This window comes from Burkholderia sp. Tr-20390, from assembly GCF_017104595.1.
Classification (GTDB): Bacteria; Pseudomonadota; Gammaproteobacteria; order Burkholderiales; family Burkholderiaceae; genus Burkholderia.
The window spans coordinates 12188-29015 of the sequence record NZ_JAAGPC010000110.1; the positions used below are offsets into that span (position 1 = coordinate 12188).

At 66.9% G+C, this 16828-nt stretch carries 19 protein-coding genes and 2 pseudogenes; 10 read left to right on the top strand and 11 right to left on the bottom strand.

Going from position 1 to position 16828, the window contains the following annotated elements; all coding sequences use genetic code 11:
* Nucleotides 1-17: 17 nt before the first annotated feature.
* Nucleotides 18-1256: a diaminopimelate decarboxylase gene (gene lysA / locus G3N98_RS25435; protein WP_089475273.1), complete on the top strand. Its 1239-nt coding sequence runs from the start codon at nucleotides 18-20 to the stop codon at nucleotides 1254-1256.
* Nucleotides 1257-1307: 51 nt separating this feature from the next.
* Here the strand turns inward: lysA and G3N98_RS25440 are convergent, their stop codons facing one another.
* Nucleotides 1308-2009, bottom strand: coding sequence for a YafY family protein (locus G3N98_RS25440; RefSeq protein ID WP_206149523.1), 702 nt, complete (start codon nucleotides 2007-2009; stop codon nucleotides 1308-1310).
* 77 nt (nucleotides 2010-2086) lie between these two features.
* Between G3N98_RS25440 and G3N98_RS25445 the strand changes: the two genes are divergently transcribed.
* On the top strand, nucleotides 2087-2455 hold the full coding sequence (locus G3N98_RS25445) for a VOC family protein (protein WP_206149524.1): 369 nt from the start codon (nucleotides 2087-2089) through the stop codon (nucleotides 2453-2455).
* A gap of 58 nt (nucleotides 2456-2513) precedes the next feature.
* Here G3N98_RS25445 and G3N98_RS25450 read toward each other — a convergent pair whose 3' ends face one another.
* Complete coding sequence (locus G3N98_RS25450) at nucleotides 2514-3401, bottom strand: DMT family transporter (RefSeq protein WP_206149525.1); 888 nt, start codon at nucleotides 3399-3401, stop codon at nucleotides 2514-2516.
* Between the two features lie 126 nt (nucleotides 3402-3527).
* Between G3N98_RS25450 and G3N98_RS25455 the strand changes: the two genes are divergently transcribed.
* Nucleotides 3528-4985, top strand: coding sequence for a PLP-dependent aminotransferase family protein (locus G3N98_RS25455; protein ID WP_206149526.1), 1458 nt, complete (start codon nucleotides 3528-3530; stop codon nucleotides 4983-4985).
* A gap of 19 nt (nucleotides 4986-5004) precedes the next feature.
* Here the strand turns inward: G3N98_RS25455 and G3N98_RS25460 are convergent, their stop codons facing one another.
* On the bottom strand, nucleotides 5005-5913 hold the full coding sequence (locus G3N98_RS25460) for a LysR family transcriptional regulator (RefSeq protein WP_206149527.1): 909 nt from the start codon (nucleotides 5911-5913) through the stop codon (nucleotides 5005-5007).
* Nucleotides 5914-6067: 154 nt separating this feature from the next.
* On the opposite strand from G3N98_RS25460, the gene G3N98_RS25465 reads away from it, so the two are divergent.
* Nucleotides 6068-6934 carry an NmrA family NAD(P)-binding protein gene (locus G3N98_RS25465; protein ID WP_206149528.1) on the top strand — a complete coding sequence of 289 codons (867 nt, stop codon included), beginning with the start codon at nucleotides 6068-6070 and terminating at the stop codon, nucleotides 6932-6934.
* A 36-nt stretch (nucleotides 6935-6970) separates the two neighbouring features.
* Here the strand turns inward: G3N98_RS25465 and G3N98_RS25470 are convergent.
* Nucleotides 6971-7120: pseudogene (locus tag G3N98_RS25470) on the bottom strand (nicotinate phosphoribosyltransferase); the annotation flags it as partial.
* Between G3N98_RS25470 and G3N98_RS25475 the strand changes: the two are divergent.
* The 3 genes and pseudogenes from G3N98_RS25475 to G3N98_RS25485 form a co-directional block, all read left to right on the top strand.
* Nucleotides 7050-7448, top strand: a pseudogene (locus G3N98_RS25475) (PLP-dependent aminotransferase family protein); the annotation flags it as partial. The pseudogenes G3N98_RS25470 and G3N98_RS25475 sit on opposite strands and share 71 nt — an antisense overlap.
* 103 nt (nucleotides 7449-7551) lie before the next feature.
* Nucleotides 7552-8256, top strand: coding sequence for a M35 family metallo-endopeptidase (locus tag G3N98_RS25480; RefSeq protein ID WP_206149529.1), 705 nt, complete (start codon nucleotides 7552-7554; stop codon nucleotides 8254-8256).
* Between the two features lie 86 nt (nucleotides 8257-8342).
* The gene (locus G3N98_RS25485) at nucleotides 8343-8729 is read left to right on the top strand and encodes a hypothetical protein (protein ID WP_206149530.1); all 387 of its coding nucleotides are present in this window, start codon (nucleotides 8343-8345) and stop codon (nucleotides 8727-8729) included.
* A gap of 85 nt (nucleotides 8730-8814) precedes the next feature.
* Here the strand turns inward: G3N98_RS25485 and G3N98_RS25490 are convergent, their stop codons facing one another.
* A complete protein-coding gene (locus G3N98_RS25490) occupies nucleotides 8815-10248 on the bottom strand; it encodes a nicotinate phosphoribosyltransferase (RefSeq protein ID WP_206149531.1) in 1434 nt (477 codons plus the stop codon).
* Between the two features lie 73 nt (nucleotides 10249-10321).
* Nucleotides 10322-11362 carry a bifunctional nicotinamide-nucleotide adenylyltransferase/Nudix hydroxylase gene (locus G3N98_RS25495; protein ID WP_089458618.1) on the bottom strand — a complete coding sequence of 347 codons (1041 nt, stop codon included), beginning with the start codon at nucleotides 11360-11362 and terminating at the stop codon, nucleotides 10322-10324.
* Between the two features lie 191 nt (nucleotides 11363-11553).
* On the opposite strand from G3N98_RS25495, the gene G3N98_RS25500 reads away from it, so the two are divergent.
* From G3N98_RS25500 to G3N98_RS25510, 3 genes are all read left to right on the top strand, one after another.
* Nucleotides 11554-12006: an SRPBCC family protein gene (locus G3N98_RS25500; RefSeq protein ID WP_027789550.1), complete on the top strand. Its 453-nt coding sequence runs from the start codon at nucleotides 11554-11556 to the stop codon at nucleotides 12004-12006.
* Nucleotides 12007-12221: 215 nt separating this feature from the next.
* Nucleotides 12222-13109, top strand: a complete 888-nt coding sequence (locus G3N98_RS25505) for a DUF4261 domain-containing protein (RefSeq protein ID WP_089475281.1) — start codon at nucleotides 12222-12224, stop codon at nucleotides 13107-13109.
* Between the two features lie 121 nt (nucleotides 13110-13230).
* Entirely contained in the window at nucleotides 13231-14019 is a 789-nt protein-coding gene (locus G3N98_RS25510) for a lysozyme inhibitor LprI family protein (RefSeq protein ID WP_175239399.1), read from the top strand.
* Between the two features lie 167 nt (nucleotides 14020-14186).
* Here G3N98_RS25510 and G3N98_RS25515 read toward each other — a convergent pair whose 3' ends face one another.
* The 5 genes from G3N98_RS25515 to G3N98_RS25535 form a co-directional block, all read right to left on the bottom strand.
* Entirely contained in the window at nucleotides 14187-14582 is a 396-nt protein-coding gene (locus G3N98_RS25515; RefSeq protein ID WP_206149532.1) for a hypothetical protein, read from the bottom strand.
* A 26-nt stretch (nucleotides 14583-14608) separates the two neighbouring features.
* Nucleotides 14609-14992: an adenosylmethionine decarboxylase gene (speD, locus tag G3N98_RS25520; protein WP_206139418.1), complete on the bottom strand. Its 384-nt coding sequence runs from the start codon at nucleotides 14990-14992 to the stop codon at nucleotides 14609-14611.
* On the bottom strand, nucleotides 14989-15138 hold the full coding sequence (locus tag G3N98_RS25525; RefSeq protein ID WP_155291822.1) for a hypothetical protein: 150 nt from the start codon (nucleotides 15136-15138) through the stop codon (nucleotides 14989-14991). The genes speD and G3N98_RS25525 overlap by 4 nt, the downstream gene beginning before the upstream one ends.
* Complete coding sequence (locus G3N98_RS25530; RefSeq protein ID WP_206149533.1) at nucleotides 15135-16652, bottom strand: DUF4178 domain-containing protein; 1518 nt, start codon at nucleotides 16650-16652, stop codon at nucleotides 15135-15137. The genes G3N98_RS25525 and G3N98_RS25530 overlap by 4 nt, the downstream gene beginning before the upstream one ends.
* 9 nt (nucleotides 16653-16661) lie before the next feature.
* Nucleotides 16662-16828 (bottom strand): SHOCT domain-containing protein (locus G3N98_RS25535; RefSeq protein ID WP_206149534.1); only part of this gene is annotated, 167 nt, incomplete at its 5' end.

A 16828-nucleotide genomic window follows, 5' to 3' on the forward strand; every position in this document is an offset into this window, starting at 1 on the left:
GACCCGATTCATCTGCCATGTCCCTCGATTCCCGCCAGCTCGCGACGCTCGCGCAGCAATACGGCACCCCGCTGTGGGTGTACGACGCCGACGTCATCCGCGACCGCATCGCCCAACTGCGCCAGTTCGACGTGATCCGCTACGCGCAGAAGGCGAACTCGAACGTCCATATCCTGAAGCTGATGCGCGAGGAAGGCGCGTGCGTCGACGCCGTATCGCTCGGCGAGATCGAGCGCAGCCTCGCGGCCGGGTTCAGTCCCGCCGGCGAGCCGGAAGGCGTCGTGTTCACGGCCGACCTGATCGACCGCCCGACGCTCGCGGCCGTGCTGAAGCACGGCGTGACCGTGAACGCCGGTTCGCTCGACATGCTCGCGCGCATCGGCGAGCACGCGCCCGGCCACCGCGTGTGGCTGCGCGTCAACCCCGGTTTCGGCCACGGCCACAGCAACAAGACCAACACCGGCGGCCCGCAGAGCAAGCACGGCATCTGGATCGACGACGTGCCGCGCGCGATCGAGATCGTGCGCCAGTACGGGCTGAAGCTCGTCGGCATCCACATGCATATCGGTTCGGGTGTCGACTACGGCCACCTGTCGCAGGTGTGCGATGCGATGGTCGATCTCGTCACGTCGCTCGGCCATGACATCGACGCGATCTCGGCCGGCGGCGGCCTGTCGATCCCGTATCGCGACGGCGAGCCGCGCGTCGACGTCGATCACTACTTCAGCCAGTGGGACGCCGCGCGCAAGCGGATCGAGCGTCATCTCGGCCACCCGGTGCGCATCGAGATCGAGCCGGGCCGCTTCCTCGTCGCCGAAGCCGGCACGCTCGTCACCGAAGTGCAGGCCGTCAACCGCCGGCCGAAGCACGACTTCGTGCTGATCGACGCGGGCTTCAACGACCTGATGCGCCCGTCGATGTACGGCAGCTACCACGCGGTGTCGGTGCACACGCAGGATGGCGCGCTGCCGGCCGGACGGCCGCTCGTCGATCTCGCGATCGCGGGGCCGCTGTGCGAATCGGGCGACGTGTTCACGCAGGACGCGGGCGGCGTGGTCACGCACCGCAAGCTGGCGCAGCCGCAGATCGGCGACCTGCTGTTCCTGCATGATGCAGGCGCGTATGGCGCGTCGATGTCATCGAACTACAACAGCCGGCCGCTCGCGCCGGAAGTGCTCGTCGATCGCGGCACGCCGCGGCTGATTCGCCGCCGGCAGACGATCGGCGAATTGCTCGCGCTCGAAACGTTCGAGTAACGCCTGCATGACGGAACGGGGTGCGCGGCCTGCGCGCCCCGGCCGCCCCCCCTACCTCACCGTCACGCGCACGTCGGCACCCGCCGCGCGCCACGCCTTCAGCAACGCCGCGCGCCGCCGTGGATAGCGCACCTCCAGCGGTTCGAGCGCGACGATGCGATCCGCCCGGAAATGCCGGAAATCGTTCCGGTCTTCGCACCACGCCGCCAGGATCCGCACGTCATTGAAATAGCCGAGCGCGAACGGCCACACGATCCGTTCGTCGACCGTTTTTCGGCGCTCGCCCGCATAGCGGATCCCGAGCTTGCTTTCGGTGCGGATCGCCGCGCGCACGACACCCATGTCGATGGTTTCCCGATCCACGATCGTGCGCGGGCCGACGAGCAGTGTCGTGCATTCCATCTCGCGGCGCAGCTCGGCCGGCAGCACCGCGGAAATCTTCGCGAGGGCATCGTCGGCAGCCGCCGTGAGCTGCGCATCGGCAAACTTCCCGACCCAGCGAAAGCCGAGCATCAGCGCTTCCAGTTCCGTCTGCGAAAACATCAGCGGCGGCAGCATGAATCCCGCACGCAGCACATAGCCGACACCGGGCTCGCCTTCGATGTCCGCGCCCTGTGCCTGCAGCGACGCGATATCGCGATAGACCGTACGGAGGCTGATGCCGAGCTCCCCGGCCAGCACGCGGCCGCTCACCGGGCGGCGGTGGCGCCGCAGCACCTGCAGCAGCGAGAGCAATCGTTCGGCACGCGTCATCGTTCCATGCTGCCACTTTCTGACAGCATCCATTCATAGAATGACACGCATCTTAATCGAACCCAGGACGGCTCCGCATGACTTCCCCGAATCTCGTTCTTCTGTATGTCGAGGACCCGGCGCGCAGCGCGCAGTTCTACGCGCGCCTGTTCGGGCGCGCGCCGGTGGCCGCGTTTCCCACCTATGCGGCATTCACGTTCGACAACGGGCTGCACCTGGGCCTGTGGTCGACCAGCGCGCGCGATTTCGTGTCGGGCGGCGCCGGCCACCGGTCGGAGCTGGCATTCATGGTCGACGACGATCGCGAAGTCAGGCGCCTGTACGACGCATGGCAATCGCTCGGCGTGCCGTTCGAGCAAGCGCCGATGACGGCCGTGTTCGGCCTGACGTTCGTCGCGCTCGACCCGGACGGCCACCGCTTGCGCGTGTGCACGCCGGACGCTTGAGTGCGCGCGGACGCGACCTTCGACCGGTCGTGCCCGCGCATCGGTTCAGGCTTGTACGTCAGCCCGCGCGCCGCACGGGCGCCATTTTCGAGAAGTATTTCGCGCCCGCCACGCAGCCGACCACGACGACCGTCACCGCGACCATCGACGGCGGCACCGTCTCGTGCAGCAAGCCGGCCGCCAGCAGCAAACCGAAGAACGGCTGCAGCAGCTGCAACTGACCGACGCCCGCGATCCCGCCGAGCGCGAGCCCGCGATACCAGAACACGAAGCCGATCAGCATGCTGAACAGCGACACGTACGCGAGCCCCCACAGCGCGGCAGAATCGACGCCGTCGAACGACACGGGCCAGGTGAACCACGTGAGCGGCAGCATCAGCGGCAGCGACAGCACGAGCGCCCACGAGATCACCTGCCAGCCGCCGAGCTCGCGCGACAGGCGTGCGCCTTCCGCGTAACCCAGCCCGCATGCGACGATCGCGGCCAGCATCAGCGCATCGCCGACCACCGACGCCTGGCCGCCGTTGCGCAGCGCAAATGCGGCCACCGCGCCGCTGCCGATGATCGAGAAGATCCAGAACGGCAGCCGCGGCCGTTCGCCGCCGCGCCACACGCCGAACAGTGCGGTCGCGAGCGGCAGCAACCCGACGAACACGATCGCGTGCGCCGATGTCACGTGCTTCAGTGCGAGCGCGGTCAGCAACGGAAAGCCGACCACGACCCCGAGCGCGACGATGGCGAGCGACACGGCCTCGGCACGCGTCGGGCGCCGCTGCTTCAGCCCGACGAGCAGCAGCAGGCCGAGCGCGCCGGCGATCGTCGCGCGCGCAAAGGTGAGGAACAGCGGATCGAGCCCCTGCACCGCGATACGCGTCGCGGGCAGCGAGCCACTGAAGATGATCACGCCCAGCAGGCCGCTGAGCCATCCGTCGGTCGTCTTTTGCACGGGAAATCCTGAACGGGGAAAGTGGATGACCGATGATCCGCCGCCCACGAAATGCGCGTAAGCTACAGCCCAATACAATTCGGACAAACTGTACTGGACAACCGGCCGTACAGTTCATTCTTCGCCATGAGCCAGGCCGCCCCGCTTCCCGTTCCGCCCACCCCGTCGCGCACGCGCGTGGAAACCGTGATGGATACGTTGCGTGCACGCATCGCGAGCCGCGCGCTGGTGCCCGGCGCGCGCGTGCCGTCGATCCGGATGATGGCGGACGCGCTGGGCGTGTCGAAATCGACCGTCGTCGATGCGTACGAGCGGCTCGCGAGCGAAGGCGTGCTGGTCGCGCGGCGCGGCTCGGGCTTCTATGTGTCGGGGCATGCGCCGCCGCTCGCGCTCGCCGATCTCGGCCCGCAGCTCGATCGCGGGCTCGATCCGCTATGGCTGTCGCGCCAGTCGCTCGAAGCGGCGCCGGCGTCCGTGAAGCCCGGTTGCGGATGGCTGCCGCCATCGTGGCTGCCGGACGAGAGCCTGCGCCGCGCGCTGCGCGCCGCGTCGCGCGACGAAGCCGACGCGCTGACCGACTACGCGACACCGCTCGGCCTGCCCGCGATGCGCCAGCAGCTCGCCTGGCGACTCGCGCAGCACGGCGTCCAGGCCGAACCCACGCAGATCATGCTGACCGACGGCGGCTCGCACGCGCTCGATCTCGTCTGCCGGCTGCTGCTGGAGCCGGGCGACACGGTCGTGCTCGACGATCCGTGCTACTTCAACTTCCAGGCGCTGCTGCGCGCGCACCGTGCGCGGATCGTCAGCGTCCCGTACACGCCGAACGGCCCCGATCTCGCGCGCTTCGAGCAGGTGCTCGCCGAGCATCGGCCGCGCCTGTACATCACCAACTCGGCGCTGCACAACCCGACCGGCGCGACGCTCGCGGCGCCCGTCGCGCACCGGCTGCTGACACTCGCGGCCGAACATGGCCTGCTGATCGTCGAGGACGACATCTTCGCGGATTTCGAGAGCACGCCCGCGCCGCGCCTCGCGGCCTTCGACGGGCTGTCGCGGGTCGTGTCGATCGGCAGCTTCTCGAAGACGCTGTCGGCCGCGATCCGCTGCGGCTACGTCGCCGCGCGCCCGGAATGGATCGAGGCGCTCGTCGACCTGAAGCTCGCGACGTCGTTCGGCCATGCGCAGATCGGCGCGAACGTCGTCCACCGGCTGCTCGTCGACGGCACGTACCGGCGCCACGTCGACAGCCTGCGCGCGCGCCTCGCGGACGCGATGGGCGAAACGCTCCGGCGCGTCACGCGCGCCGGGCTCAGGATCTGGACGGAGCCGCGCGGCGGCCTGTTCGTGTGGGCGGAGTTGCCCGACGGGCTCGACGCCGCACGCGTCGCGCGCCATGCGCTCGATTACGATGTGGTGCTTGCGCCCGGCAATGTGTTCAGCGCGTCGCACAATGCAACGTCGTACCTGCGCTTCAACGTGTCGCGCTGCAAGGGACCGGCGGTGTTCGATGCGCTGGCGCGGGCGATGGAGGCGGTGCAGGCGGAGGACACGACCAGGCACGTGCTCGCCCGCGAATCATGACCGCAGGCAGGCGAGCGCGCTAGCTGCCGGCCACCACGATCTCCGCGACGAAATCGACGAACGCCCGCACCTTCGCGGGCGGCAAGTGGCGCGACGGGTAGTACGCGAACAGCGGAAATGCCTCGCCGCGCCAATCCGCAAGCAGCTCGACGAGCCGCCCCTGTTCGATCAGCCCCGCCACGCCGCTCGCCTTGAAGCGTGCGATGCCGACGCCGGCCAGGCATGCGCCGAGCATCGTGCCGGCGTCGTTGACGAGCAGCCTGCCCGTCGTCTTCACGGGCACGCGCTTGCGGCCGAGCTGATAGACCCATTCAAGCGGCTGGCCGGTCAGCGTGTTGCGCATCTGGATGCACGCGTGGCCGACAAGGTCGGCTGGCGCCTCGGGACGCCCGTATCGTTTCACGTACGCAGGTGCGGCGACCGTCACCGCTCGCGTCTCCAGCAGCTTGCGCGCCACCAGCGACGACGAAGGCGGTTCGCCGAACCGCACCGCGACATCGAATCCTTCTGCAACCAGATCGCCGAGTTGCTCGCGCGCCGCCAGTTCAAGCGACAGATCGGGATGGCGCGCCAGGAACGCTGGGAGATGCGGCGCCAGCACCCGCCGCGAAAAGTACGCGTCGACATTCACGCGCAGCCTGCCGCGCACGGCCGCGGCCGAACCGGCGGCCAGCGTGACCGCGTCGCCGATGCCGGCGAGCAGCGGGCCGATGTCCTCGTACAGGCGACGCCCCTCGTCCGTCAGCGTGACCGAGCGCGTCGTGCGATCGAGCAGCCGTACGCCGACCCGCGCCTCCAGCCGGCCCACGGCCCGGCTGACACCGGACGGCGACAGGCCGAGCGCGTCGGCCGCGCGCGCGAAGCTGCCGCTTTCGACGATCGCGGCGAGCACGCCCACGTTCGCCAGGATCCGCCCGTCGATGCTCATGATTTCACTCATGACAAAAGATCACCAATCAAATGACATGGATTCGATTCCATCAGGAATCGCTGGTCCCTATCATGCAACCCGATGCATCGCGACGGCAAGCCCTGTCGTTCCGGCATGCCGCTTCTCCACTTCTCGATGAGGATTTCGAATCATGTACGCCATTACCGGAATCACCGGACAGGTCGGCGGCGCACTTGCCCGCACCTTGCTCACCGCGGGCCAGCCCGTACGGGCCGTCGCGCGCGACGCCAATCGCGCCGCGCCGTGGGCCGCGCGCGGCTGCGACGTCGCACTCGCCGACATGACCGACACCGCCGCGCTGACGACGGCCTTCTCGAACACGGCCGGCGTATTCGTGCTGCTGCCGCCCTGCTTCGATCCGTCGCCCGGATTTCCCGAAACGCGCGCGGTCATCGACGCCGTCGGCGCGGCGTTGCGCACCGCGCGGCCGCGCAAGGTCGTCTGCCTGTCGACGATCGGCGCGCAGGCAACGCAGGTAAACCTGTTGACGCAGTTGACGATGATCGAGCAGGCGTTCGGCGACCTGCCGATGCCCGTCGCGTTCCTGCGCCCCGCGTGGTTCCTTGAAAACGCCGCATGGGACGTCGCGACCGCGCGCGACAACGGCGTGATCCACAGCTTTCTGCAGCCGCTCGACCGCCCGGTGCCGATGGTTGCCTCCGAAGACGTCGGCCGCACGGCGGCGGCCCTGCTGCAGGACGAATGGACGGGCGCGCGCATCGTCGAACTCGAAGGACCGCGGCGCGTCAGCCCGAACGACCTGGCCGCCGCGTTCGCCCGCGTGCTCGGGCGCCCCGTACAAGCCGAGGCCGTCCCCCGCGACACATGGGCCGGCCTGTTCGATCGGCAGCAGATGCGCTACCCCGAACCGCGCATGCGTATGCTCGACGGTTTCAATGAAGGCTGGATCGACTTTGCGTCGGCGCCTGCGGATGTCCTGAAGGGGAACCTCGACGCAGACGCCGTGCTGCGCACGCTCGTCACGCGCGCCGCCTGAGCGGGAACGAGGCGGCGGGCCGCCCCGCCGCCTGCTTCACACCTCCCCCGCATGCGCCCTCGCCCGCACTTCGGCAAACGACGTATCGACGAGCAGGCGCCCCGTATCGAACACCGTTTCCAGCGCGTCCTCCCATTCGCCTTCCAGCATCCGGTCGTCCCACGCTGCGGGCAGCGTCGTCGTCCGATCCGAACATGGCCTGCTGATCGTCGAGGACGACATCGTCGCGAATCTCGAGACCACGCCCGCGCTGCGCCTCGCGGCCTTCGACGGATTGTCGCGAGTCGTGTCGATCGGCAGCTTCTCGAAGACGCTGTCGGCCGCGATCCGCTGCGGCTATGTCGCCGCGCGCCCGGAATGGATGGAGGTGCTCGTCGACCTGAAGCTCGCGACGTCGTTCGGCCATGCGCAGATCGGCGCGAACGTCGTGCACCGGTTGCTCGTCGACGGCACGTACCGGCGCCACGTCGACAGCCTGCGTGCGCGCCTCGCGGACGCGATGGGCGAAACGCTCCCGTGCGTCACTTACCTCGTTTCGCAAATCGTACACGTCCAATAGACGAGCGTGCCTCCGTCAGTCGATAGTTTTCCTCCTCTTCCGGATAACTATCGAATCAATGAGCGAAAACTTCGATTCACGCGACGCCACGCACCAAGAAGACTGCGACGAATGGATATGCGTCGGAACCACTTATACAAACACCACACCGGGATCCACTCACACCATCGAACTCGACATGGCGCAAATCTGCGAAAACATGTCGAACAAAGCATTCAGGCGCCTGATTGCTCGGCTGCGCGATGCTGCAATTGTCCTGATTCGTGAGCGAATTCATGGCCTCGCCGCTTGGGATCAGGAAGAACAGCGCCGCGTCCAGACTTGGTTCGGCCGATCAGATGACATAGTCCGTCGCAGACTCAATACCGGATTACCCAAACTTCTGCGCGTCATGCAGGAGCTGAAACCTGAGAATGTCATCAGGTGGGACGAGCAAACGCAGAGAAACATAACGTGCACCGTGTTTCCCGACAACGGAATCACGGATGCCGCAGTATGCAAACCCGATTCGCACAGACGGATAATCGCGATTTATCCGCACTTCTGCGCACTTCCTGATGCTCGGCTTTCTACCAACTGCAAGCTGAAAGTCCTGATTCATGAATGCACGCACTACGTCGACACATTCAACTCAAACGACGAAATCTACGGGTTCGGCACCGGTCTGAAGTACTGGGCTCAGACACACCATGATGTAGCGATCGACAACGCAGACAGCCTCGCCTGCTACATTTCATTTTTCGACGACAGGATTCTGTGGTGACATTTCTTGCACGTGTAATCAGCATCGCGGTCTGGTCCTGCCTCTCGTTTTCGATGTCGTCCGTGGCTTGTACCATTTCCGAAGACATGCTCGACAGCGTCCCGCTCAATTCCGACGCGATCCCTAACGAGGATCGCGTCAAGATCGCGGAAATGGTCATTCGCGCGCGTCAATGGCAGGGCGCAGAGATTCGAGGCATCGTCACTGCCGGCGCCTACATCGGGGAAGTCAATCCACACGCGCTCGCGTCGCGACGAGCGGCGAACCTGAAGGAATATCTGATACAACTCGGCGTCAAGAACGAGAACATCTGGTCGGATACCCACATCATCTCGAAGCCGTATCCGAAAGACAGCGCTGGTTACGAAGGCTATCTTCAGATCGGACTGACACTGGTGCCGCTTTGCAACGATGGATGTCGGCACCTCTGCAGCGACCCGCGCATCATGCCGACATCCAGACTACTTCACTGAGGTGGCCCGCAGCGAAACGACATCGCGACCACGTCGCATCGGCAATGGCGTGACCCGAACCTCTCGCGCCGCCCCGCCGCCTGCCTCACACCTCCCCCGCGTGCGCCCTCGCCCGCACTTGCGCAAACGACGTATCGACAAGCAGGCGCCCCGTATCGAACACCGTTTCCAGCGCGTCCTCCCACTCGCCTTCGAGCATTCGGTCGTCCCACGCGGCGGGCAGCGTCGTCGTCCGATACTCACCGGTGCGGAAACTGCGCAGCAGCGTAAGCCGCCCCTTCTTCGAGCGCTTGCCCTGATCGGTGACCGGATCCTTGCAGACGTCGTGCCACACGCCGCCGCGCCGGATCGCCGAGCACTTCATCGCAAAGCGCTGCGTATCGCGGTTCACCTGCTGCAGCAGCCCGCCGCCCATGCCGAACACGACGTTTCCGGCCGCATAACCCGCGTCGTCGAGCGCGGACAGAATCGCGTCGATCGACAGTTCGTCGACACCGTCGCCCTGGATCACGCGCACGCGATTCAGCACGCGCCGCCCCTTGCCGTTCACGGTCGAGCCGAACGATGCGTCGAGCGCACGCACGGTCTGCAGCACGATCGCCACCGGGTCGCCCGAATCGGGCCGCACGACCAGCGTCGCGCCGGAATCGAGCACGGCCTGCCGAAGCTCGCCGCCCCACAGATCGAGCGCGGCAAACAGATCATAGGAGTCCGACACGACCGACACGATCGCACCGGGCAGACCAAAGCGGCGAATCATGTTCCGGTACGCATCGGCTTCGTGTTCGCGTCCCCACGACGTGATCGTGCTGTGTTCGGCCGCCGGCACCGAGTAGGCGGCCATCGGTTCGCGATAGAAGCGATTCGCGGCCAGCACGCCGAGCACCGTATCCGAACCCATGAAGTTGACGAGATGCGCGGCACCGCCGATCGCGGCCGACTCCGCACTCGACACGCCGCGCGCGCCGAAGTCGTGCAGCTTGAACGGCAGTTGCGCGAGATCGTCGCCGGTCTTTTCCAGGAAGCGGCGGATCGTCTGCCGCAGGTGCCAGCTGCGCGTCGCGACCGTCACCGGATACCACACGCGCAGCAGCATCGTCTCGAGATACGACGCGAGCCAGAACACCTGCGGGTCGTCGCATTCGACCGTCATCAGCACGTTGTGCACCGGCACGACCGAGCCCTCGGGCACCGCGCGGATCTTCACCGGCAGGTAGCCGTCGTAGCGTTCGACGATATAGCGCCAGCCTGCCTCGTTGAACGGCTCGCCGTGCACGGTGAAGAAATCGCGCGCCTCGTCGATCATCGCGTGCGTGATCGGCTTGCACAGATATTCCTTCAGCAGCATCTGCAGGCCGAAGAACACCGTGCGGTCGTAGCGGCCGCCGCGCGATTCGACGTACGAGAACATCGCCGACGCGTCGGGCGGATATTGCAGGAAGTGGGAAGCCTTGTACGAATCCGTGTTGAGGATCGGATTGGCGAGAACCGCGGCAAAGCCGCCGAGATCGTTTTGCATGGCTAGAGCTCCTCTAGGCCGTTGAAGTGCCGCCGCGTCTGTCGCGGCGGACGGAATGCGGGGAATCAGCGGATCACAGCTTCCCCAGGAAGTGATACGCAATGTCGAAGTGATCCTCGAACATCACGCTGCGCATCTGCGCGAACTCGTTGAGCGGCACCCAGCGCGCCTTGTCGGCGTCGTCGCTGCCCTTCACGCGCGGCAGCTCGCCGGTCGGGAAGTTGAACAGGCACGCATGCGTGATCGTGCGGCCGCGCAGCGAGCGCGTCGGGTGATCGAATACCTGGCGATCCTTGATCGAGCCGCGCAGCACGGGCTCCGGCAACTTCAGGCCGGTTTCCTCGCGCAGCTCGCGGATACAGGCCGCGTCGAGCCGCTCGTCCTGGTTCACGAACCCGCCCGGCAGCGCCCACAGGCCGCGGCCCGGCTCGCTGCGGCGGCGCACGAGCAGGATATGGCCCGAGTGCACGACCACCGCGTCGACCGTCACGAACGTGACGGGATACGGGGCCGCCGCCCACGCCTTGCGATACCCGGCGATGAATTCGGCTTCCGACTTCAGCTGCGCGAATTCCGGCTGCGTGCGGAAACGCTCGAGCCAGCCGAACACGGGTTCCGGCACCGCCCACTGCACGAAGCTGTTGGTGCGCTCGGCGAAATACTGGTCGCGGATCTCGGTGGCGGAAATGTCTTCGGTCGCATCGACGTCGACGAGCTCCCATTGCGGGAACATCCGCAGGTAATACGAAGTGGCGTCCTTCTCGTGGCCGATCAGGCCGACCTTGCGCTGCGCGATGTCGCCGAGCGCGGACGCGACGGCGTCCTGCACCCAGCGCACCCAGTCGCCGTCGTTGTAGGTCGAATCCTGCAACGGCGCGATGGTGACGCGGTCGCGCTCGGACGCGTCGAGCAGCGAAGCCAGCATCTGGCGGCGCTCGTCGAACGAGAACGGATCTTTGATGGTGCGGGGCTTGTCGGTCGATCCGATCAGCACGCACACGCGCTCGGCCCGGCTCAGTGCCGACTTCAGCACGTTCAGGTGACCACGATGCGGAGGCTGGAAACGACCAATGAAAACGAGCGCGTCGAAGCGCCGGTTCTGTTGCGTACTCATGAGGCTCCCTCAAGAGATTGAAACGCTTCGGGTCTTTCCCGAAGGGTTGAAACGAATCCTAGGGGAAATCCCGAGGTGCGTCAATCGAGCCCGTTCGAGCCCCTCCTCGACTTGACGAAGTCTGACGAAACGCGCGTTATTGGCGGGTTACACTCGATTTCATCCTAATCCGCGCCAGGGCGCCCGCCATCATGAGGATCTCAGTCAGCCGCACCGTCGGCGTCGATCGCAGACGCCTCTTTACGTGGTCGCAGGATTACGCGCGTCGGCTCGTGTGGGACAGCTTCCTCACCGACGCCTACCTGCTCGACGGCATGACGGCGGACGTCGGCGTCGACGCGTTCTGCCGCAGCCAGTCGGGTGCGACGATGGTGTCGCGCTACATCTCGTACCGTCCGCCGCAGGTCGCCGCCGTCGAAATGGTCGACGGGCCGAAAGTGCTCGAGCGCTTCAGCGGCAGCTGGAACTTCACCGAGCACACGCCCGGCACGACCGAAGTGAAATTCACGTACCACTTCCGCGCCCAGCCGGCCTGGCTGCGCTGGCTGCTCGAACCGCTGATCGGCGCGTTCTACCTCGTGCAGACGCGCCGGCGTCTCGATTCGTTCAAGCGCTGGGCCGAAGCCGAGGCGCTGCCGCACTGACCGGCGACCACGGGCCCCACGGCCCGGCTCGTCCGCGCCACCTCCCCCCGAATACGTCCGAACGCGCGACCGCCGCGCCGCTCCGGCATGCGCCGCGCATTTGCCAGATTCACCGAACCCGGGGAAACTACGGGCGGCCGTCACCCCGACGGCGCGCCCCGACCGAGAGAACGGGGCACCTCTCACTGCAACGGCTTCGACACGAACCTACTCCAATGAGCCTGATATCCCGATTCTTTGGCCGCAAGGAAGAACCCGAAAACCCCGTCGCGCTGGTCGCGGCACCCGACGTCGAGAACCCGCTGAGCGTGACGGTCGTCTTCGACGGCCCGCTGCAGGTCGATATCGCTGCGCTGACGGCCGCGCTGCGCGCGTACCACCCGAGCATGAAGCAGGCGCGCGTCGAGACCGAGCCGACGCTGCAACAGGTATTCGGGCTCGCCGGCTGGGGCAACCACGTCGTCCGGCTCGTCGGCTTCGACGCACCCTATCCGTCCGAGGCCCTGGAAGCGTGTGTCGCGCCGGCCCACTACGGGCAGGACCTGAAGCAGCAGGTGCGCGCGAGCCGCAGCCACGTGATCCTCTACTACGCCGGGCACGAAGCCAATCCGCTCGACCAGTATGTCGCGCTGGCGGCCGTCGCCGGCGCGCTCGCCGAACAGAACGGCCTCGCGGTGCTGAACGAGCACGCGCACACGTCGCTGCCGGCCGGCGTCTTCAATGCGAAGGAACTCGGCGAGGAAAGCCTCGAGGTGCTGCGGGACATCCCGCTGAACCTGTTCTTCTGCGGCTTCGTGAAATACGAAGTCGAAGGCGTCGACGGCGTGTGGATGCGCACCTATGGCGCCGACGTGTTCGGCCTGCCCGATTTCGCCGCGCTCGCGGAAGGCCATCACGAAGGCGAACGCTATTCGGGCATCTTCAACAACGTGATGCATTACCTGCTGGAAAGCGGCGCGCGCATGCACGCAGGCGAAACGATGCAGATCGGCGCGGAAACGTTCATGAAGCTGCGTGAGCCGCTCGAGCAAGAGTATTACCTGCAAGGGCCCGCGCAGGTGCTGGTGGCCGAGTTGATCTCGGCGGATCAGATCAATCGCTGATTTCACCTCGCCGTATCTCGCCGCACGGCGCAAGGGTTCAAGGCTTGACGAACCGCGTGCGCCGCTGCGTCACGTGACGGCGGCGTGACAGCCGCCATTCCAACCCGACGAGGAGCGATCCGTGTTTGGTATTCGCCTGGGTCTCACGCTGGCCGCCATCGGCCTCTCGCTATCGGCCCACGCCGACAGCATCGACTGCACGCGCGCAAAGACGCGCACCGAGCGCCTGATCTGCAGCGACAAGGCGCTCGTGTCCGCCGACAGCACATTGGCAAGCGCCTACTACGGCGCGATCGACATCGCAGCCGACCAGCAGGCCGTCGTCCGATCGCAACGCGCATGGCTCGCGCAACGCGATGCGTGCGCCGATGCCGCCTGCATCGCCACCGCTTACCGCGACCGCACCGCGGCGCTGAAGCAGGTGAAACCCGCGGGCTGGAAAACCTATCGCGACCCGGCGCTCGGCATCTCGTTCGAGTACCTCGGGAACCGCCAGATCAAGAAGCCATGCCCTGAAATCGGCGGCGACCGGTGCGTCGCGATCGTCGGCCGCAACATGACGAACAGCAGCTATTTCATTGCGTTCGAGATCGTCGATGGCGCGCTTGAACCCGTTGCGGAAAAGGAAGCCGGATTCGAGCGGCAGGACGACGGCAAATGGATGTCGACGTACGGTCGCGGCACGCCGCAAGCGGTCGAACGCTTCTCCGGCGCCGGCTGGCGCGGCATGCGCGCGACGATCACGTGCGGCATCAGCGATCCGGAAACCGGCTTCCACGCGGCCGGCGGCGAATGCTACTGGGCCGTGCTGAGCAACGGCAAGCGCGCGGCCGTCGCGAATACCCAGGGTATCGTCGGCACCGACGACGCGACGATGCACAGCGTGTCGTCGTTCCGGTTCGAGCGTTAGCGGGAACGTCGTGACGTGCAATCGCCCGGGCATGAATCGACGTGCGATGCGTCATCGCAACGAAGCCTCGGCAGCCTGTCGCCGACACCCGCAAGCGTAAAAACGCACTGCATGGCGCGATCCGCAACGGCCGCTCCTCCAGCCGCGCCGTTCGACCCGCATCCGCGCTAACGTGCGCCGTCCCCGCGCAACGGGAACGTTTCCGCCCCCGCATCGCGGCGCAACGTGACCTCCGTACCCGTCAGCCATCCTGACGATTTCAGGATCGGGCGTGCGATCGCGTACAGGCGGTCGGCGCTTGCGCCATAGAAATACAGATAACCGTCGTTGCCATCGCGATGCAATTCGGTCTCGCCCAACTCGCCGGCCCCGGCCTGTTTCACCGCACGATCCAGCCGTTGCTCCAGCGCATGAAGGCGCGCCTTGTCCTTCTCGTAGTAATCGAAGTGCACCATCACGACCGGCCCGGGCGGCTTCGGCGGTACATCGGCGGCAGCGTCGGCCACGTTGGCGGCAAGCAGCGCCCAGCCGAGCAACGCGGCACACCGGATTCTGTTACGCATATCGGCAAAGGAAGTGAATCGCCCGCTCACGTCGGCGCGCCGCCGCGCGCAACCTGCTGCCGGACTTGCGCCTGCGTGCCGAGCGCCGCGGCGATCGCATCGACCGCATCGGCCGCACGCGCCGCGCCGCACATGAACGCGTCGACGGCCGCGAAGCGATGCTCGGGCCACGTGTGGATCGTGATGTGCGATTCGGCGAGCAGCACGACGCCCGTCACGCCATGTTCGCCGCCGAAATGATGGAAATGCGCGCCGATCACGCGCGCGCCGGCCTGCCGCGCCGCTTCGGTGAGGATCGACTCGAGCCGGGCAGTGTCACGCAGCAGCGCCGCGTCGATGCCGGCCAGGTCGGCCAGCACGTGCGAGCCGAACGTCGCGCGCGGTGGCGTGATCCCGTCGCGCGCGGTCATTTGTGCGACCCGTACGACGAGTACCCGCTGCGCGCCGACGAACTGCCCCAGCCGCTGCCGCCCGAGCCGCTGCCGCCAATCGATGCGCAGCTGAACAGCGTGACGACGATCAGGCCATAGATGCCGTAGAGGATGTACCGGATCACGCGTTGCCCCCGTCCGATGCAAAGCGCTTCCACAGCCATTCAGGCAGCCACAGCACCAGCAGGCCGATCAGCAGGTAGACGGAACGGCCGCTGAACGAGAACAGCGAGCCCATGTTCAGGATCACGAGCAGCGCGCTGAACACGAGCGGCAGCGGCGCGAAACTGTGCGGGCCCTTCCGGCCGAACAGGCCCGTCGTCGCGGTGGCGCCGGTTGCCGCCGCAGCCGCGGCCGTCGCGAGCGCCGGCGTGCCGAAGCGTTCGGCAAGCGTGCTGGCCGACAGCGGCCGCGCGCGCGACCAGACGATCTCCGCGTCGCTGCGCTCGCGCGTCAGCTTGTCCTTCTGCCAGCCGTAGTCGATGATCGACGTGCGATCGCCGACCTGCACGCGCCAGTTGAACGCACCGACCACGTAGACGACCTCCGAGTCGTATTCCTCGCGCAGGCGGTAGGTCTTGTCGCCGTCGGTCACGTCGGCATCGCTGCCGATCGTCGGCCACTGGTCGAGCACCTGCACGCGTTCCCAGCGCCCTTCGCTCTGCACGAGCCACAGGAACCCGCGCTTCGGGTTCAGCAGCAGGTATTCGTCCCACGTCTCTTCGTCGTCCGGCACGCGGCAACGCATCATCCCGATCACCGTGTACTTCACGCCGTCGAACGTGCCGATCGCGCCGAGCTCCAGCGCCCCCTTCACCGCTTCGAGCTTGCGCTGCGCCGCGAACACGGTCTGCTGCTCGGCCGTGCACTGCACGCCCGCATGGCAACTGCCGCACACCACGTAGTCGGCCACGTTCGGCGCATACGACAGCGGCGCGCCGCAGCTCGGGCACGCGAACGGCACCATCTCCGCGCCGCGCTTCTCGCGCGTATCGTGGTCGGTATCGCGCAGCCCGGTGAAGGCGAGCGCATCGAATTCGAGCGCTTCGCCCGTATAGACGGCCGGGCTCCCGCCGTTCGCATCGGCATCGGAATAGTCGTAGGTCGCGAACGCGTTGCCGGTGCGCAAGTCGACGACGCGCGCCTCCCAGCCGGCATCGACGCGGAACGGCAGTTCGCCGTCGCCGCCCGTGCAGCGCGCGGTGCGCACGTCCGACACGAGAAACGCGCGGCCGCCATGGTCGATCCGCATGCCCGGTTCCAGCGTGCCGAACGCGGGCCATGCGCCGCCGGACGCATCGTCGGGCTCGTGCACCGTGATCGCATACTGGCCCGACGCATCCGACAGCCAGCCGAACGTGCCGTCGTCGAACACGACGTACCACTCGCTCCACGCGCCGGCGTCGTAGGTCATCTGGATGCGCCCGAGCACCGTGAACGCACGCTTGCCGTAGCGACCGGCCGTACCGATCTGGATCGGCGACGCATCGTCGAGCACCGTGGCCAGTTCGCCGATGCGTTCGACGTCGGTGCCCCGCTTGAGGAGCGTGCTGCGACAGAACGCGCAGACGGCCATCACCGCCGCCGCCGAGCGAAACTCGACCGGCGCGCCGCACTGGGGGCACGAGGTACTGAACATGCGCGACGCTTACCGGGTGAGCTTCGCGAGGATCTCGGCCTTCGCGCGCGAATATTCGTCTTCGGTCACGAGGCCCTTGTCGAACAGCGCCTTCAACTGTTCGAGCCGCTGCACGTAGTCAGTGCCTTCCGCCGGTGCGGCAGTCGGTGCGGCGGCCACCGGTGCCGCGGCAGGCG

Excerpts from the sequence above, each read along its gene's own strand:
- lysA (WP_089475273.1), top strand. The coding sequence starts at position 18 with ATGTCCCTCGATTCCCGCCAGCTCGCGACGCTCGCGCAGCAATACGGC.
- G3N98_RS25440 (WP_206149523.1), bottom strand. The coding sequence starts at position 2,009 with ATGACGCGTGCCGAACGATTGCTCTCGCTGCTGCAGGTGCTGCGGCGC.
- G3N98_RS25445 (WP_206149524.1), top strand. The coding sequence starts at position 2,087 with ATGACTTCCCCGAATCTCGTTCTTCTGTATGTCGAGGACCCGGCGCGC.
- G3N98_RS25455 (WP_206149526.1), top strand. The coding sequence starts at position 3,528 with ATGAGCCAGGCCGCCCCGCTTCCCGTTCCGCCCACCCCGTCGCGCACG.
- G3N98_RS25460 (WP_206149527.1), bottom strand. The coding sequence starts at position 5,913 with ATGAGCATCGACGGGCGGATCCTGGCGAACGTGGGCGTGCTCGCCGCG.
- G3N98_RS25465 (WP_206149528.1), top strand. The coding sequence starts at position 6,068 with ATGTACGCCATTACCGGAATCACCGGACAGGTCGGCGGCGCACTTGCC.
- G3N98_RS25480 (WP_206149529.1), top strand. The coding sequence starts at position 7,552 with ATGAGCGAAAACTTCGATTCACGCGACGCCACGCACCAAGAAGACTGC.
- G3N98_RS25485 (WP_206149530.1), top strand. The coding sequence starts at position 8,343 with ATGCTCGACAGCGTCCCGCTCAATTCCGACGCGATCCCTAACGAGGAT.
- G3N98_RS25490 (WP_206149531.1), bottom strand. The coding sequence starts at position 10,248 with ATGCAAAACGATCTCGGCGGCTTTGCCGCGGTTCTCGCCAATCCGATC.
- G3N98_RS25495 (WP_089458618.1), bottom strand. The coding sequence starts at position 11,362 with ATGAGTACGCAACAGAACCGGCGCTTCGACGCGCTCGTTTTCATTGGT.
- G3N98_RS25500 (WP_027789550.1), top strand. The coding sequence starts at position 11,554 with ATGAGGATCTCAGTCAGCCGCACCGTCGGCGTCGATCGCAGACGCCTC.
- G3N98_RS25505 (WP_089475281.1), top strand. The coding sequence starts at position 12,222 with ATGAGCCTGATATCCCGATTCTTTGGCCGCAAGGAAGAACCCGAAAAC.
- G3N98_RS25515 (WP_206149532.1), bottom strand. The coding sequence starts at position 14,582 with ATGCGTAACAGAATCCGGTGTGCCGCGTTGCTCGGCTGGGCGCTGCTT.
- speD (WP_206139418.1), bottom strand. The coding sequence starts at position 14,992 with ATGACCGCGCGCGACGGGATCACGCCACCGCGCGCGACGTTCGGCTCG.
- G3N98_RS25530 (WP_206149533.1), bottom strand. The coding sequence starts at position 16,652 with ATGTTCAGTACCTCGTGCCCCCAGTGCGGCGCGCCGGTCGAGTTTCGC.